The organism is Caballeronia sp. LZ028 (assembly GCF_031451415.1).
Taxonomy (GTDB): domain Bacteria; phylum Pseudomonadota; class Gammaproteobacteria; order Burkholderiales; family Burkholderiaceae; genus Caballeronia; species Caballeronia zhejiangensis.
This window is the reverse complement of record NZ_JARUXN010000001.1, coordinates 2083961-2099221: the sequence shown is the minus strand read 5'-3', so window position 1 is coordinate 2099221 and position 15261 is coordinate 2083961. Positions and strand designations below refer to the sequence as shown.

At 63.0% G+C, this 15261-nt stretch carries 17 protein-coding genes; 5 read left to right on the top strand and 12 right to left on the bottom strand.

The genetic code is table 11. From position 1 onward, the window contains the following. The first annotated feature begins 40 nt into the window (after positions 1–40). The 3 genes from QCE58_RS09920 (at position 41) to QCE58_RS09910 (ending at position 1913) form a co-directional block, all read left to right on the top strand. Complete coding sequence (locus tag QCE58_RS09920) at positions 41–640, top strand: NUDIX domain-containing protein (RefSeq protein WP_008341708.1); 600 nt, start codon at positions 41–43, stop codon at positions 638–640. 198 nt (positions 641–838) lie between these two features. Continuing rightward, complete coding sequence (locus tag QCE58_RS09915) at positions 839–1288, top strand: DUF1178 family protein (RefSeq protein ID WP_250439929.1); 450 nt, start codon at positions 839–841, stop codon at positions 1286–1288. Between the two features lie 154 nt (positions 1289–1442). Next, entirely contained in the window at positions 1443–1913 is a 471-nt protein-coding gene (locus QCE58_RS09910; protein WP_250521186.1) for a MaoC family dehydratase, read from the top strand. On the opposite strand, the gene QCE58_RS09905 is transcribed toward QCE58_RS09910, so the two are convergent. Genes QCE58_RS09905 through QCE58_RS09875 form a run of 7 tightly spaced genes read right to left on the bottom strand, consistent with a single transcriptional unit; the run spans position 1902 to position 9060 of the window. Continuing rightward, positions 1902–3125: an acyl-CoA dehydrogenase family protein gene (locus tag QCE58_RS09905; RefSeq protein WP_250521185.1), complete on the bottom strand. Its 1224-nt coding sequence runs from the start codon at positions 3123–3125 to the stop codon at positions 1902–1904. The two genes, QCE58_RS09910 and QCE58_RS09905, sit on opposite strands and share 12 nt — an antisense overlap. Beyond that, on the bottom strand, positions 3122–4225 hold the full coding sequence (locus QCE58_RS09900; protein ID WP_250521184.1) for a phosphotransferase: 1104 nt from the start codon (positions 4223–4225) through the stop codon (positions 3122–3124). The genes QCE58_RS09905 and QCE58_RS09900 overlap by 4 nt, the downstream gene beginning before the upstream one ends. A gap of 22 nt (positions 4226–4247) precedes the next feature. Further along, entirely contained in the window at positions 4248–4973 is a 726-nt protein-coding gene (locus QCE58_RS09895) for a histidine phosphatase family protein (RefSeq protein WP_250521183.1), read from the bottom strand. 4 nt (positions 4974–4977) lie between these two features. After that, entirely contained in the window at positions 4978–5766 is a 789-nt protein-coding gene (locus tag QCE58_RS09890) for an oxepin-CoA hydrolase, alternative type (RefSeq protein WP_008341693.1), read from the bottom strand. Then, entirely contained in the window at positions 5763–7304 is a 1542-nt protein-coding gene (locus QCE58_RS09885) for a 3-hydroxyacyl-CoA dehydrogenase (protein WP_250521182.1), read from the bottom strand. The genes QCE58_RS09890 and QCE58_RS09885 overlap by 4 nt, the downstream gene beginning before the upstream one ends. Positions 7305–7352: 48 nt before the next feature. Next, a complete protein-coding gene (locus QCE58_RS09880; RefSeq protein WP_250434878.1) occupies positions 7353–8534 on the bottom strand; it encodes a pyridoxal phosphate-dependent aminotransferase in 1182 nt (393 codons plus the stop codon). Positions 8535–8580: 46 nt separating this feature from the next. Then, positions 8581–9060 (bottom strand): putative toxin-antitoxin system toxin component, PIN family, encoded by a 480-nt coding sequence (locus tag QCE58_RS09875; RefSeq protein WP_250434877.1) that lies wholly within the window; start codon positions 9058–9060, stop codon positions 8581–8583. Between the two features lie 56 nt (positions 9061–9116). Between QCE58_RS09875 and yaaA the strand changes: the two genes are divergently transcribed. Together yaaA and QCE58_RS09865 are read left to right on the top strand one after the other, a co-directional pair. Continuing rightward, a complete protein-coding gene (gene yaaA, locus QCE58_RS09870) occupies positions 9117–9896 on the top strand; it encodes a peroxide stress protein YaaA (protein WP_008341685.1) in 780 nt (259 codons plus the stop codon). 32 nt (positions 9897–9928) lie between these two features. Continuing rightward, positions 9929–11089 (top strand): M14-type cytosolic carboxypeptidase, encoded by a 1161-nt coding sequence (locus QCE58_RS09865; RefSeq protein ID WP_309779493.1) that lies wholly within the window; start codon positions 9929–9931, stop codon positions 11087–11089. A 93-nt stretch (positions 11090–11182) separates the two neighbouring features. Here the strand turns inward: QCE58_RS09865 and QCE58_RS09860 are convergent, their stop codons facing one another. From QCE58_RS09860 to QCE58_RS09840, 5 genes are all read right to left on the bottom strand, one after another. Beyond that, entirely contained in the window at positions 11183–11767 is a 585-nt protein-coding gene (locus QCE58_RS09860; RefSeq protein WP_175983167.1) for a BspC domain-containing protein, read from the bottom strand. A gap of 147 nt (positions 11768–11914) precedes the next feature. Further along, positions 11915–12589, bottom strand: a complete 675-nt coding sequence (locus tag QCE58_RS09855; RefSeq protein WP_033535783.1) for a membrane protein — start codon at positions 12587–12589, stop codon at positions 11915–11917. A gap of 68 nt (positions 12590–12657) precedes the next feature. Further along, entirely contained in the window at positions 12658–13464 is an 807-nt protein-coding gene (locus QCE58_RS09850; protein WP_175983166.1) for a response regulator transcription factor, read from the bottom strand. A 190-nt stretch (positions 13465–13654) separates the two neighbouring features. Continuing rightward, the gene (locus QCE58_RS09845) at positions 13655–14869 is read right to left on the bottom strand and encodes a DUF2863 family protein (protein ID WP_175983165.1); all 1215 of its coding nucleotides are present in this window, start codon (positions 14867–14869) and stop codon (positions 13655–13657) included. A 164-nt stretch (positions 14870–15033) separates the two neighbouring features. After that, the coding region (locus QCE58_RS09840; RefSeq protein WP_309779489.1) for a hypothetical protein at positions 15034–15261 on the bottom strand (228 nt) is incomplete at its 5' end.

Genomic DNA, 15261 nt, shown 5'->3' with positions numbered 1-15261 from the left:
CTGTCAGCGGCTTGTTTGCTTCAACAGCACAGGGCTCAAGATGGCAGATCATTCCTCGATTCCCGGTAACGACGACGGCCTCATCGAAAAGAAGGTCGAAAGCGTCACGCTGCACGAGGGCAAGTTCCTCACGCTGAAACGCGATACCGTTGAATTGCCCGATGGCAAGCACGCGACGCGCGAGTTCGTCGAGCATCCCGGCGCGGTGATGATTCTCCCGGTCTTCGACGACGGACGCGTGCTGCTCGAACGCCAATTTCGTTATCCGGTGGGCCGCGTGCTGCTTGAATTTCCGGCGGGTAAGCTCGATCCGGACGAAGACGAGCTGACGTGCGCGAAACGCGAGTTGCAGGAAGAGACGGGTTACACCGCGCGTGAATGGACGTTCCTCACGCGGATCCATCCGGTGATTTCGTATTCGACCGAGTTCATCGACATCTATCTTGCGCGCGGCCTCGATGCCGGCGATGCGAAACTCGACGAAGGCGAATTCCTCGAGACTTTCGTCGCCGACGAAGCGCAGTTGATGGCCTGGGTGAAGGACGGCAGCATCAGCGACGTGAAGACGATCATCGGCGTGTTCTGGCTGGAGAAGATCCGCTCGGGTGAGTGGAAGCTTGGTGAGTCGATCGAGGATTGAGCGCTCGTCACACGGATGCGTGCAAAAGCGGCCTCGATGGCCGCTTTTGTCGTTTTTGCGTCGTCAAAGGCGCCCTTCGGGCCGAGCGGCTAGAATGAGTAGTTCAGCGTTTGACGGCCACTGCACATTCCTGCAGATTTGCGAACGACCGTTCATAAAACGCGTTTTTGAGATAAACTTCAACGAAGCCCCATCAGCATGAAGGTCCTCGATTTAAAGTGCTCGCACGATCACCGGTTCGAAGGCTGGTTCGCCTCGACCGAAGAGTTCGAGTCGCAATTGTCGCGCAAGCTGGTTGCTTGTCCGGTTTGCTCGGCGACCGATGTGAGTCGTATGCCGTCCGCGCCACGCTTGAATTTGTCGTCCGCGCGAGGTGAGGCGGCTTCCCAGCCCGCGCAGGCGCAAGCCGCGCCTGAAGCGGCGGCATTGCAGGCGCGCGCGCTGCAATTCATGCGCGAGCTGATCGAGAAGACCGAAAACGTGGGCGACCGGTTTGCCGACGAGGCGCGGCGCATTCATTACAACGAGGCGCCGGCGCGCAACATACGCGGCGTCACGACGCCCGAAGAGACACACGCGCTGCTCGAAGAAGGGATCGACGTGATGCCGTTGCCTGTTCCGGACGTGCTGAAAGAGCCGCTGCAGTAACGTTCTTGCGCGGTGTCTTTGCGGGCTCCGGAAGGGGCCGTGAAGGAGACACTGCGCATGGACATCAGTTTTTCTCACCGACGCCAGTCCTCCGCGCGTTCTGCGCGACCGTGTTCTCCGTTTTCAGAATTTGCCGCCACGTAAAGGAGAACGCATGACCTACGCTTTTGAGGATTTCGAAATCGGCAGCGCCGTGACGCTGGGCGCGCACACGTTCACGAGAGAGGAGATCGTCGGATTTGCGGAGCGTTACGATCCGCAACCGTTTCATCTCTCGGAGGCGGCGGGCGAGGCGTCGCATTTCGGCGGGCTCGTCGCGAGCGGCTGGAACACCTGTTCCGCGATGATGGGCATCCTCGTGCGCGACATGTTGCGCGGTTCGACCTCGATGGGCTCGCCCGGTCTCGACAACATCCGCTGGATCAAGCCCGTGCGCGTCGGCGATACCGTGCGCCTCACCGTGCGCGTGCTCGACAAGCGCGTGTCGAAGAGCAAGCCGGATCGCGGCATCGTGCAGACGCGCTGGGAAGCGCACAACCAGAACGGCGAGCTCGTGCTGACCGTCGATTCCGCCGCGCTTTTCGGCCTGCGCAATCCTGTCGATTCAGGCGCTTCAGCCGCCTGACGCGTATTTCCCGAGTTCGAGCTTCGCGATCGCATTTCGATGCACTTCGTCGGGGCCGTCGGCTAAACGCAGCGTGCGCGCCGATGCATATGCATAAGCAAGCGGAAAGTCGTCGCAGACGCCTCCCGCGCCGTGTGCCTGGATCGCCCAGTCGATGACCTGGCACGCGACGTTCGGCGCGACGACCTTGATCATCGCGATTTTGCCGCGCGCGCCCTTGTTGCCGACGGTGTCCATCATGTACGCGGCCTTGAGCGTCAGAAGCCGCGCCTGCTCGATCATGATGCGCGCCTCGGCGATACGCTCCTGCGTCACGCCATGCTGCGCGATCGGCTTGCCGAACGCGACACGCGCGAGTGTGCGTCTCGTCATCAACTCGAGCGCGCGTTCGGCGAGTCCGATCAGACGCATGCAATGATGGATGCGCCCGGGCCCGAGCCGTCCCTGCGCGATTTCGAAGCCGCGTCCTTCGCCTAACAGCATGTTCGTCGCGGGCACGCGCACGTTGTCGAGCGTGATGTCCATATGGCCGTGCGGCGCGTCGTCGTAGCCGAAGACGTTCAACGGCCGATGCACCGTGATGCCGCTCGCATCGGCGGGCACGAGAATCATCGATTGCTGCGCGTGTTTCGGCGCGTCGGCGTCGGTCTTGCCCATCACGATATACACTTTGCAGCGCGGATCGCCCGCGCCCGACGACCACCATTTGTGGCCGTCGATCACGTAGCTGTCGCCGTCGCGCGCGATGCTGCAGCGGATGTTCGTCGCATCCGATGACGCAACTTCCGGCTCCGTCATCAAAAACGCCGAGCGGACTTCGCCGCGCAACAGCGGCTCGAGCCATTGGGCTTTTTGCGCATCGGTGCCGTAGCGTTCGATGGTTTCCATGTTGCCCGTATCGGGCGCGCTGCAATTGAAGACTTCGGGCGCCCACGGCACGCGACCCATGATTTCGCACAAGGGCGCGTATTCGAGATTCGTCAGCCCCGCGCCACGCGCCGATGCGGGCAGGAAGAGGTTCCACAGTCCCTCGGCGCGCGCTTGCTCCTTTAAGCCTTCGATGAGGCGCGTCGGAATCCACGCGTTGCCAGCCGCGCGATTCGCCGCGATTTCATCGGCGTAAGCGCCTTCGTTGGGATAGATGTGCGCGTCGAAGAAAGCGAGCAGCTTCTCGCGCAACGCCTGGACCTTGGGCGTGTAGTCGAAGTTCATGCGCTTGTCCCCACTTTTTGTGCGTATGTCCACGCGAGTTCGGCCATCGGCCGCGCGCGCTTGCCCGCATCGACGGCTTGCGCGCTTGCGGCGGTGCCATCGACGACGCGCTTCATGATGCCCTGCAGGATCGCGGCGATGCGGAACATGTTGTAGGCGAGATAGAAGTTCCAGTCGCCTTCGATTGCGAAGCCGGTGCGCTCGCAATAGCGCTTCACGTACGCGGCTTCGTCGGGAATGCCGAGCGCCGCCCAGTCGAGTCCGGCGATGCCGCGAAACTGCGATGGGTCGACATGCCACGCCATGCAGTGATACGCGAAGTCGGCGAGCGGATCGCCGAGCGTCGACAGTTCCCAGTCGAGCACGGCGAGCACGCGCGGCTCGGCCGGATGAAAGATGAGATTGTCGAGCCGGAAGTCGCCGTGCACGACGCTGACTTTCGGTTCGCGGGACACGGGAATATGCCGCGGCAACCAGTCGATCAGGCGATTCATCGCGTCGATCCTCTCGGTTTCGGACGCGACGTATTGCTTGCTCCAGCGTCCGATCTGCCGCTCGAAATAATTGCCCGGCTTGCCGTAGCCCGATAACCCGGCGGCCTCGACATCGACGGTATGGAGCGCTGCGATCACGCGATTCGTTTCGTCATAGATCGCGGCGCGCTCGACGGGCGTCATGCCGGGCAACGACTGATCCCACAGCACGCGGCCCTGGACGAACTCCATCACATAGAACGCGCGGCCGATCACGCTTTCGTCCTCGCATAACGCGAGCATGCGCGCGACGGGAACGTCGGTGGCGGCGAGCGCGTGCATCACGCGATACTCGCGCTCGATCGCATGCGCAGACGGCAAGAGTTTCGCCGCGGGTCCGGGCTTCGCGCGCATCACGTAACTGCGCGCGGGCGTGACGAGCTTGAATGTCGGATTCGACTGGCCGCCGGCAAATTGTTCGATGGTCAACGGGCCGTCGAAGCCATCGACGTTCGCCGCGAGCCACGCTACGAGCGCATCGGTATCGAAACGCTGTTTGTCCTGCACGGGCCGCGTTCCTTCGAACGCGGAGAAATCCGACTGCTTTTGCGTCTCGTTGTTCTGCATCGTCTCCTCCGGACTGCGGTTTTCAGTTCATGTCGCCGGCCTTGTAGCGAACGAATTGGGCGTAGAGCAGTTCCATCGTCGTATTGCGCACGTCGGCGTGCAGCGGCGAGGGCGGCGAATGATTGATCGCGTGCACGACCCAGTCGGCCGGCTTGTCGCCGACATCGAGCGCGTTGATGCAGCCCGTCGCCTGCGACAGATGCCCGAAGAACGCGCGCCCGCCCGCGGTGATCGCGTGCGAGAGCAGCGCGCGATTGACGCCACCGTGCAGCACGAGCAGCGCCGTGTCCCACGATCGATCTTCACGCAGACGCGCGACCGCAGGCAGCACGCGGTCGAGCAATTCGCCGATGGTTTCGCCGCCGAGGAATTGCGTCTCTTCCGGCACGACGCCATCGAACACCGAGAGAAACGCGCGCTCGATGTCCGACACCGTCAGATCCTTCAGCTTGCCGCCGCGAATTTCCTGCCACTCGGGCCACACTTCGATGTCGATGCTTTGCCCCGTCGCGTCGAGCACGCGTTGCGCGGTTTCGATCGTGCGCGGCAATCCGCTCGCGATCACGCGATCGAAGCGCACGTTCTGCGCGGCGAACTCGCGGCCCGCGGCGCTCGCTTCCTCGCGTCCGCGCGCGTTGAGCGGCACGCTTTCGGGATCGATCGCGCGGCCGCTGTCGTCGAAATAGGTGACGTCTCCATGACGCATCAGAAAGATGCGCCGGCGCTTCGGCAATTCGTAGTGAGCCATGAGCTTAGCGATAGTTCGGCTGGCGCTTTTCGAGGAACGCGGTGATGCCTTCGAGCGCGTCGCCGTGATGCAGCGCATCGACGAAACTGTCGCGCTCCATGTCGAGATGCGCGGCGAGCGGCTGCAGCTCGGCGGCGTTGATGAGCGACTTGATGCGCGCCATCGCTTTCGGCGACACGCTGCCGAGATCGTCGGCCCACGCGATAGCCGCATCGAGCGCGATGCCTTTCTTCGTCAGCCGGTTCACGACGCCGACTTCATGCAGCCGCGCCGCGCCGATCGGCTTCGCTTCGAGCAGCACTTCGCTCGCGAGCGTGCGCGGCAGCGTGCGTGACAGAAACCACGATGCGCCGCCATCGGGCGTCAGGCCGACGCGTGCATACGACATGACGAATCGGGCGTCATCGGCGGCGACGATCAGATCGCACGCGAGCGCGAGCGAGAAACCCGCGCCGGCCGCCGCGCCTTCGACGGCGGCAATGACCGGTTTCGTCGATGAGCGCAACGCGCTGATCCATTCCGCCAGCAGATCGATGCTTTCGCCTTGCACCGACGGATCCTTCGCGCGGTTTTCCAGCAGGCGATTCAGATTGCCGCCCGCGCAGAAGAAGTTGTCCGCGCCGGTCAGCACGATCGCGCGCACGCTGTTGTCGCGCTCCGCCGTGTTCAACGCCTCGATGCCGGCCGCGTACATGTCCGGATGCAGCGCGTTGCGCGCGCCGGGATTGGACAACTTGAGCACGAGCGTGGTGTCGCTGCCCGCGGGACGGTCTGTCAGAAGTTCGGCGCTCATCTGAGCTCCTCGGTATGGGTAAGCGAAAGTCCGAGCTGCGCGCGCCGCGTGAGCCACGGCGAGGGCCGGTAGCGCGGATCGCCGAGCGCGGTGCAAATGTTGCGCAGGATCGTGAGGATCGTCGTCGCGCCGAGCGTATCGCCGAGCGCGAGCGGACCTTGCGGATAGCCCAGGCCGAGCATCACGGCGAGATCGATGTCCTCGGGCGTCGCGATGCCTTGCTGCGCGATATCGCAGCCGATATTGACGATCGTCGCGACGACGCGTTGCGCGACGAAGCCGGTCGAATCGCGGATCGCGGAGACCGGCACGCCGTCGAAAGCGAGGAGGGCGTGCGCGGCGTCGCGCATCTCGGGCGAGGTCGCGGGCGTCGTCATGATCGTGCGGCGCGCGACCGTATCGAGCGGGAAGAGCGTATCGACGGCGACGACGCGCGTCGCATCGAGATGCTCGTTGACCGCGGCGGTGGTCGCATCGAAACCGAGCGGCGTCACGATGATGAGCGAATCCGGCTCCGGCGTGTGGCCCGCGTCGATGTGCACCGAGCAATCGCATTTGGCGATCAGCTTCAGCACTTGCTCGCGTCCTTCGTGCGATGCGCGGCTGATCCACACGCGCGTCGGCAGTTCGGTCGGCGCGGCGGATTCGGGCGGCACGTCCTGCTTGCCATCGACATAGCGATAAAAACCTTCGCCTGCCTTGCGCCCGATGAGCCCGCCCGCGAGCCGCGTGCCCGTGATCGGCGACGGCTTGAAGCGCGGCTCCTCATAGAACTGGTGATAGATCGACTCCATCACCGGATGCGATACATCGAGCGCGGTGAGATCGAGCAGCTCGAACGGTCCGAGCCGAAAGCCTGCCTGCTCGCGCATGATGCGGTCGATTTCCGCGAAGCTCGCGACGCCTTCGCTCGCCACGCGCAGGCCTTCGGTGTTCATGCCGCGCCCGGCGTGATTGACGATGAAGCCCGGCATGTCCTTCGCGCGCACGGGCGTATGACCCATGCGGCGCGCGAGGTCCATCAATGCGTCGCCTGCGCGCGGGTCGCCGCGCAGTCCGTCGATGACTTCGACGACGCGCATCAACGGCACCGGGTTGAAGAAGTGAAAGCCCGCGACGCGCTCGGGATGCGCGCATCCGGCGGCGATCGCGGTGATCGAAAGCGACGACGTGTTCGACGCCAGAATGCAGCGCTCGCCGACCACGGCTTCGAGCTCGCGAAACAGTTCGCGCTTGAGGTCGAGGTTCTCGACGATCGCCTCGACGATGGCGTCGCAATCGGAAAGCTCGCCCGTGTCGCCCGCATCGCGGATGCGCGCGAGCGCCGCGTGCGCGTCGGCTTCCTTGAGCTTGCCTTTCGCGATGAGCTTCGCGAACGTGTCCGACAGATACTCGCGCGCCGCAGCGAGCGCTTTCGGATTCGTATCGTAGATGCGCACGCTGAGCCCGCCGAGCGCCGCGATCTGCGCGATGCCGCGCCCCATCGCGCCGCTGCCGACGATGCCGAGCGTTTCGATCTTGAAGTCTTGCGTACTCATGTTCCGTTCGACTCCTCGTTGTGGCGGTTATGGCGCGTGCGCCGCGGTTCAAAGCTTCGCGAGACGTTCCAGCGCGAGTGCGAGCGTTTCTTCCTTCTTCGCGAAGCAGAAGCGCACGACGCCCGATTCATGGCTCTCGTGATAGAACGCCGAAACGGGAATCGCCGCGACGCCGATCTCGCTCGTGAGCCATTGCGAGAACTCGGCTTCGGGCATGTCGCTGATCTTCGAATAATCGACGCACTGGAAGTAAGTGCCTTCGGACGGCAACAGCGAGAAGCGCGTCTTCGCGAGACCTTCGCGGAAGAAATCGCGCTTCTTCTGATAGAACGCGGGCAGTTCGAGATACGGTTTCGGGTCTTCGAGATAATGCGCGAGACCGATCTGCATCGGCGTGTTCACGGTGAACACGTTGAACTGATGCACCTTGCGGAATTCGGCCGTCAACGCGGCGGGCGCGGCCACATAGCCGACTTTCCAGCCGGTCACATGAAACGTCTTGCCGAAGCTCGACACGACGAAGCTGCGTTTCGCCAGCTCCGGATAGCGCGACACGCTTTCGTGCGGCGCGCCGTCGTAGACCATGTGCTCGTAGACTTCGTCGGAGACGATCAGCACATTGGTGTCGCGCACGATCTCTTCGAGCTTCTTCATGTCCTCCGCGCGCCACACGCGGCCGGTCGGATTGTGCGGCGTGTTGATCATGATGAGGCGCGTCCTCGGCGTGATCGCGGCGGCGATCTTGTCGAAGGGCAGCGCGTAGTCGGGCGCTTCGAGCGACACGAACACCGGCTTGCCACCCGCGAGTTCGATCGACGGCACATAGCTGTCGTACATCGGCTCGATGACGATGACTTCATCGCCCGGATGCACGCAGCACAGGATCGCCGTGAGCAGCGCCTGCGTCGCGCCGGCGGTCACGGTGATGTCGGTGTCGGGGTTATACGCGCGGCCGTAGAGCGCGTCGATCTTGCGCGCGATCGCCTGGCGCAACGGCGCGGCGCCCGCCATCGGCGGATATTGATTGTGGCCGTCGCGCATGGCGGCCGCGACGGCATCGACGATGCGGGCGTCGCAATCGAAATCGGGGAAGCCCTGGCCGAGATTCACCGCGCCTTTTTGCGTGGCGAGCGCGCTCATCACGGTGAAGATGGTCGTGCCCACGTTGGGCAGACGCGACGGGAAGGAAAGTTCGGGCGGTGTCGGCGGCAATTCGTGCGTCGTGTTCATGGTCGGATGGGCGTTGAATTTGGCTCGCGACTATTTTAAGACACCGTCAGCCGATGGCCGCCTGTGCCTCGAATTCGATGACGAACGGCTTCGGCTCGGCGATGCGAAACGCGAAATCGCGCGCGACGCGCCGCGCGAGCTTCAGCACCGCGCGGTCTTTCGATACGAGCCACTGTGCGCCCGATGCGTGCGCGAGTTCGAGAAACTTCTGGTCGTCGCGGTCCTTGCATTGGGGCAGCGGACGCCCGTTTTCGTCGATGGTCGCGGCCACGAGCGTCGAGAGGCGCGCGACGCTCGCGAGCGCGGCGGTCTTGTCGACGTCCATTCGCACGAATTGCGGATAGTCGAGCACGCGCGTGAGTTCCCTGAGACAGCGCTCGTCGATGAGCGCTTCGAGCGTGCGGGCAACGAGTGCGGCGTGAATCGGACGCGTGGCGGGGTCGTCGAATACGAGGATGTCGATCCACACATTCGAATCGAGCACCACGCGCGTGGAGCCAGGCTGCGGCGCGGCGGAATTGTCCATTCGATACAATCAGGGGTTTATGCCAATGATCGCCGGCGGCGTGCCGGCGAGCCTCCATGATAATCGTTCTCTCGCCCGCCAAATCGCTCGACTACGAGACGCCTGCCCATATCAAGAAGCACACGCTGCCGCAATTCGTCGATGACGCCGCGGAACTGATCGACGGACTGCGCGAACTTTCGCCGCAGCAGATCGGCGGCATGATGAGCATTTCGGACCCGCTCGCGGCGCTGAACTTCCAGCGTTACGCGGACTGGTCGAAGACCTTCGACACGAACAATTCCAAGCAGGCGGTGCTCGCGTTCAACGGCGACGTGTACGAAGGCTTTGCCGCGAAGTCGCTGTCTGCCGGCGATCTCGATTTCGCGCAAAATCATGTGCGCGTGCTGTCGGGGCTGTATGGTTTGTTGCGGCCGCTCGATTTGCTGCAGCCGTATCGGCTCGAAATGGGCACGAAGTTTCCGAATGCGCGCGGCAAAGACCTCTACGCTTTCTGGGGCGAGCGCATTACGGCGGCGCTCAACGAGCAGTTGCAGAGGCAGCGCGGCGCGCGGGTGCTCGTGAATTGCGCGTCGGAGGAATATTTCAAGTCGGTCAAGCCGAAGCTGCTGGCGGCTCCGGTCATCTCGCCCGTGTTCGAGGACTGGAAGGGCGGGCGCTACAAGATCATCAGCTTTCATGCGAAGCGCGCGCGCGGGATGATGGCGCGTTATGCGGTCGAGAACCGCATCGACGAACCGGAAGCGCTCAAGGGCTTCGACAGCGAAGGCTACAAATTCGATGCAAAAGCATCGAACGACACGACCTATGTATTTCGTCGCCGCGTCGCGGACTGAGATCCACGCGGCAAGCACGCAAGGAAACGCAGATGACTCTCTCTATCTCAAGCAACTTCGACGCGGGCGCGATCGAAGTCCTCAACGCCGACGATCCCGCCGACATTCGCCTGCGCATTCGTCCCGATTCGCACGCGGATTTCGCGCAATGGTTCTATTTCCGCGTGTCGGGCGCGCGCGGCGAGCGTCTCGTGATGACCTTCGAGAACGCGGCGCAGTGCGCGTTTCCCGAAGGCTGGCGCGACTATGAAGCGGTCGCCAGCTACGACCGCGTGAACTGGTTCCGCGTGTCGACGGAGTACGACGGGCAGGTGATGAAGATCGATCACACGCCTGACTTCGATCGCATCTATTACGCGTACTTCGAGCCGTACAGCGAAGAGCGCCACTCGGAGTTTCTCGGCGCGGTCCAGCAGATGCCGCTCGCGACGCTGACCGAGCTCGGCAGCACGGTTCAGGGCCGCCCGATATCGGTGCTGTCGCTCGGCATCCCGGATTTCGGCGACGCCGAGCCGAAGAAGAAAGTCTGGATCATCGCGCGTCAGCATCCGGGCGAGACGATGGCGGAATGGTTCGTCGAAGGACTCGTGAAGCGTCTCGCCGGTTTCGGCGACTGGGCGGGCGATCCGGTGGCGCGCGCGCTCTTCGAGCGGGCCATTTTCCATATCGTGCCGAACATGAATCCGGACGGCAGCGTGCTCGGCAACCTGCGCACCAACGCGGCGGGCGCGAACCTCAACCGCGAATGGATGGAGCCGAGCGCGCAACGCAGTCCGGAAGTGCTGGTCGTGCGCGAGGCGATCGAGGAGACGGGCTGCGACCTGTTCTTCGATATCCACGGCGACGAAGCCATTCCGTACGTGTTCGTCGCGGGCTCGGAGCTGCTGCCGGGCGTCACCGAGCAGCAGGCGACGGAGCAGAAGGCGGTCGTCGATTTCTTCAAGCAGGCGAGCCCGGATTTCCAGGACGTCCACGGCTACGAGTCGAGCAAGTATCAGACAGATGCGCTCAAGCTCGCGTCGAAGTACATCGGCAACGAGTATAAATGCCTGTCGCTTACGCTCGAGATGCCGTTCAAGGACAACGCGAATCTGCCCGACGAGAGCGTCGGCTGGAACGGGGCGCGCAGCGCGGCGCTCGGCGCATCGATGCTGCAAGCCATTCTGTGGCATCTGCAGGCGTTCGGCGCCTGAGCGCCGCCGACTTGCCGCCGATGTGAAAAGGGCGTGGCCGCTTCATGCAGCCACGCCCTTTTTTGTCGTGTCTTCGTCGCAGGACGAAGGGAGCTAGTGCTTCTTGGTGCTCTTTTTTGTCGACTTGGTCGAGGACTTCGACGTGCTCTTCGACTTACCCGACGACGCCTTCGTCTTCGCGCCGTGCTTGCCCTTCGTGGCGTGCGTCGAGCGAGGTTCAGAGCGCGCGCGCAATGGCGGGACCGGATCGTTCCAGCCGAAAGCGAGCATCTGACTGCCGACATAACCGCAGCGGAACTTGAGCGGAGTGGGATCGTTCCCGCCGTCCTTCGGCATGCCTTGACCTTCGACGGTCACGACATTGTCCACTTTGATTCGCTGCTTCTTCTCGTCGAACGAATCGTTCCACGGCTCGATCGCGGAATGCGAGGCATCGAACGAGGCAGGCGGAAATTCGACGTGATCGAACGCCGACGACGTGCTGGCGATGAAGTTGCCATGTGCAGCGCAATCCGCGACGAGCGGGTTGGCTTTGAAATCGGTGACGAAGTGGTGAATCAGTTCGTTGCGCTCGTCGAGCGAATCGGCAAAAGCGGACACGGCGCATGCCAACGATGCACATACCGCCAACCGGCCGACGAGCCGCAGGAGCCGGCGCGGTGCGAAGTTACTTTCCATCAAGTCTGGCGCTAAGAAGACACGGGCAAGTAAGATGCGCCGTGTGGGGAGGGAGTTCAATCTTATCGTACTTTGTGCGCGTACCCATCGCCCGGAGTCCGATATCCGACTCCGCCAGTAGCAGTGAATTGATACGTTTCGCGCAACCTAGACGCGCGGGCCGCGGTCCAGGCGATAGCGGCGCACGTCATAGGTGGTGATCCAGGCGGGCTTGTACACCGTGATCAATATGGTGAGCAGGCCCGTGAAGAGCGCCTCGCCGGCGCCCAGCAGCAGCGAGCCGCGCGTGAATGCCGGAGGCACGATGACCGGGCCGCCGGCAAGCGCCATCTCGAGCCCGACCGTCGCGCCACAAGCCGCGGCCACCGCAACCGCCGACGTGATGAACCCGTGTCCGGCGATGAAGGTAAAGAGATTGCGCGGCAAGCATAGGTTGCTCAAGCGCTGCAGCAATGTCGACACAGCGACGGGCACTGCGCCGAAGAGAAGATAGGTGGTCGCGACCGACAGCCACGATGCATCGAGCACGACGGCCGCGAGACCCGTGGTCGCGGCCGTGCCGATGAGCGCGAGCCGCCAGTCGAACAGCGTGACCATCAACGTTGCGCCCAATAGATGGATGACGGGTCCGTCATCGAACCATGCGTTGCATGCCCATAGCACCGAGATCGCGACGATGACGCCAAGCCACACGTTTTGCAGCGTGGCGTCCTGCAGGCGAGCGAACGGACGCTGCAGCATTGCGAGCGCGAGCAGCCCCGCGGCGGCGATCCAGCTGCCGACGGTTAGCCAAAGCGGTAGCGGTGTGTAGAAGAACCCCATGCCTTGCATATTACTCGTTGCGCGTAAAACGTGTGCGCAAAGGACGGACCCGTTTGCCTCGTTTGTTGCTAGAACGTTGATTCAGGCTCGGCGGCCATCGGCAGCGCGGCCGCATCGTTGTCGAGAAGCGACGGATAGCGCGTCCGCGGCCGGCGCAGCGGAATCACGCCTGGCTGGCCCGATACGACGCGCACCGGTTTCTCGCCTCCGCTGCGCAGAATCTCGAGATGCGAATTCTGCACGCCGTTGTAGATCGCGACCGCGGCCGCGCGATTTGTCGCGCCCAGCTGCTGGAAGATACTTGCAAGGTGGATTTTCACCGTGCCTTCGCTGATACCGAGCGTCTTCGCGATCATCTTGTTCGTGCTGCCCATGTGCACGCAGCGCATGATTTGCTGTTGTCGCGGTGACAGCGTCGGATGATGGCGAATCTTCGGCAGCTTGGCACTGTTTCGAATGCGGCGGGTGGTGAGCTCAAGCGTCAGTTCCGGGTCGACCACGTCCGGCGGAATGTAATGTCCACCGACGAGGACCATCTCCAGCGCGCGGAGTATCAGGATGGGATCGAGGGTGCGCGGGATCACGCCCATTGCGCCGACGCTCATCAGCGCGTAGACCAGCGCGGCGCCGCAACGGTCGACCATGATGGCCGCTGGCACATCTGGGGCGTCGTCGAGCAGGATCTGCAGGTCGCCGGTGCGCAGTTCGGGCGCCCAGTCGATCACGATCATGTCAGGGGAGGAGCGCTTCAAGGCGGAACGGGCTTGTCTCCAATCCTTCGCCTCGATGAATTGCGCTTGGCGCGCAACGCGGCGCAGCAATGTTTTAAGGCCCGCCCGGCGTTCTGCGTCGGAACCAATGATGTTGATTATCATGCTTCACCTCTTGTCAATACACCGTCGCCTACCGGCTTCGGAACTCGGCGCCGGTTTGCATCGGCGCCAGTCGGTATGTTGACAAATTTAAGGTGATTTGGCCCCCTATCCGAATGGCATAGGCATAAATACACAAAACCCCGCACGCGGCGGGGTTCTTTTTGGCGTAAATAGCTGCTATCGAGCATCGTTAATGGAAATGTGGCTGCGCAGGATCAGCGTCTTCCGGCATTTCAGCGTGAACGATCTCGCCGAGCGGATCGGCATAGAGCGGCACGCCGCAGTCGTCGCAGAACTCCGGTTCGAAGCGTCCCGCATGGCGGCGTACGTCAGAGACACCTGTCTTCTTCAGCAACTCGACGATTTCTTCCACCGGTCCATTGGCGCCCTCGAGATCGACCGGATCCTCGTCCATTCCGAGTTCCCCGTTCTCGCGGCCGTAGAGCGGCCACACGACGCCGTAGATCACATCGTTGCTGCCGCGACGTGTAAAGCCGATGCGGTATTCGTCGATGCGCCGCTCGCCGAAACCCGCGATGACCGCGCGCAAGTCCTGGGGCGCGGTGCCGAGCGTATCGAACAGATATCGGACGGCGGTACGTACGGTGTGCGGACGCACCTGCTCGTCGGCGTCGCGGCAGGCGGAGTAGTAGGCGTCAGGAAGCAAGCACTCGAACTCGCAGCCCGGCAGAATTGCCGCGAAGCTCGGTCCGCCTTGCGCGGCCCACTGTTCGAGGCATTGACCGCGCTCCACGCGGCTGCCGTTTTCGTCTTCCTGCCAGCGAAAGAACGCCGCACCGGCCGGTACGACGACCAGCGCCAATAGAAATCGCGGGTCCGCGAGAATCGGCGAGGTTTCCGGGAGGTCCGACAGATTCAGACGTGCGACGCTGCCGCTCGTCACCGTCTGCAGCAACTGTTGCGCGAGGCGCGACGTATCCACATGGTGGCGTGGCAACTGATCGATGCTGTACAGATAGGGCGCGACGGCTACCCGGGCATCGGCTGCGAGCACATGAGCCTGCATCTGCGTGCGCAGTGCGTCGACGGCATCGCCCTTGAGCGAGCCCGATGGAATCGCGTAGCGCGTCCACGCGAGCACCGGCGCGGCAATGAGCAAGGCTTCATGCGGTGCGCCTTCGATGTCGAATCTGAACGACTCGCTGTGCGTCTCGGCCATATCGGCGAGCGCGCCGTAGGCGTCCGGATGATTCTGCTGCAGATGGTCGAGCGCGGCGTCGAGCGTCGTCTGATTGCCGTTGCGCACGAGTTTGGCGATGAGCGTGTCGAGGCGAGCTTCCCAGAAGCGGTCCTCGACACGGCTGCCGGACGCGAAAAGCGCGAGGGAGAGGCTGACGAGCTTGTCTGCATCTGGGGGAATACGTTTTGCGATTCGCGAGCGCATATAGATACTAGAGTGAATTAGTGCGGTGAACCTTTGATTGTAGTCGCTCGGGCGATGCTTTTATCGTGCGGCGTTGCAACACGTCGATCGGAGGAGAGTGCAGCGTGACTTGGAGCGCCACGATAATTTCTTTGCATCCCCCTTGCGGAGTCGGGATTCGCTCACTAGAATTCCGTTCCTTCGCGATTCGATGAACGCGAAGGAAGCGGGAGAGGGCGGTATCGGCGGTGTGCTCGGGGGTAGGTTGTAGAAGGCTCCGGGCGCGGATCGGCAAGAAAAAGAAACTTCGAATTCTTGTTGACACGAACCGAAACGTTCTTCATAATCTCGTTTCTCTGCTGCTGATGCAGCGACGCAAGACAGAAGTTGAAGTAAGGCTTGTCTTGCGATGT

Excerpts from the sequence above, each read along its gene's own strand:
- QCE58_RS09920 (WP_008341708.1), top strand. The coding sequence starts at position 41 with ATGGCAGATCATTCCTCGATTCCCGGTAACGACGACGGCCTCATCGAA.
- QCE58_RS09915 (WP_250439929.1), top strand. The coding sequence starts at position 839 with ATGAAGGTCCTCGATTTAAAGTGCTCGCACGATCACCGGTTCGAAGGC.
- QCE58_RS09910 (WP_250521186.1), top strand. The coding sequence starts at position 1,443 with ATGACCTACGCTTTTGAGGATTTCGAAATCGGCAGCGCCGTGACGCTG.
- QCE58_RS09905 (WP_250521185.1), bottom strand. The coding sequence starts at position 3,125 with ATGAACTTCGACTACACGCCCAAGGTCCAGGCGTTGCGCGAGAAGCTG.
- QCE58_RS09900 (WP_250521184.1), bottom strand. The coding sequence starts at position 4,225 with ATGCAGAACAACGAGACGCAAAAGCAGTCGGATTTCTCCGCGTTCGAA.
- QCE58_RS09895 (WP_250521183.1), bottom strand. The coding sequence starts at position 4,973 with ATGGCTCACTACGAATTGCCGAAGCGCCGGCGCATCTTTCTGATGCGT.
- QCE58_RS09890 (WP_008341693.1), bottom strand. The coding sequence starts at position 5,766 with ATGAGCGCCGAACTTCTGACAGACCGTCCCGCGGGCAGCGACACCACG.
- QCE58_RS09885 (WP_250521182.1), bottom strand. The coding sequence starts at position 7,304 with ATGAGTACGCAAGACTTCAAGATCGAAACGCTCGGCATCGTCGGCAGC.
- QCE58_RS09880 (WP_250434878.1), bottom strand. The coding sequence starts at position 8,534 with ATGAACACGACGCACGAATTGCCGCCGACACCGCCCGAACTTTCCTTC.
- QCE58_RS09875 (WP_250434877.1), bottom strand. The coding sequence starts at position 9,060 with ATGGACAATTCCGCCGCGCCGCAGCCTGGCTCCACGCGCGTGGTGCTC.
- yaaA (WP_008341685.1), top strand. The coding sequence starts at position 9,117 with ATGATAATCGTTCTCTCGCCCGCCAAATCGCTCGACTACGAGACGCCT.
- QCE58_RS09865 (WP_309779493.1), top strand. The coding sequence starts at position 9,929 with ATGACTCTCTCTATCTCAAGCAACTTCGACGCGGGCGCGATCGAAGTC.
- QCE58_RS09860 (WP_175983167.1), bottom strand. The coding sequence starts at position 11,767 with ATGGAAAGTAACTTCGCACCGCGCCGGCTCCTGCGGCTCGTCGGCCGG.
- QCE58_RS09855 (WP_033535783.1), bottom strand. The coding sequence starts at position 12,589 with ATGGGGTTCTTCTACACACCGCTACCGCTTTGGCTAACCGTCGGCAGC.
- QCE58_RS09850 (WP_175983166.1), bottom strand. The coding sequence starts at position 13,464 with ATGATAATCAACATCATTGGTTCCGACGCAGAACGCCGGGCGGGCCTT.
- QCE58_RS09845 (WP_175983165.1), bottom strand. The coding sequence starts at position 14,869 with ATGCGCTCGCGAATCGCAAAACGTATTCCCCCAGATGCAGACAAGCTC.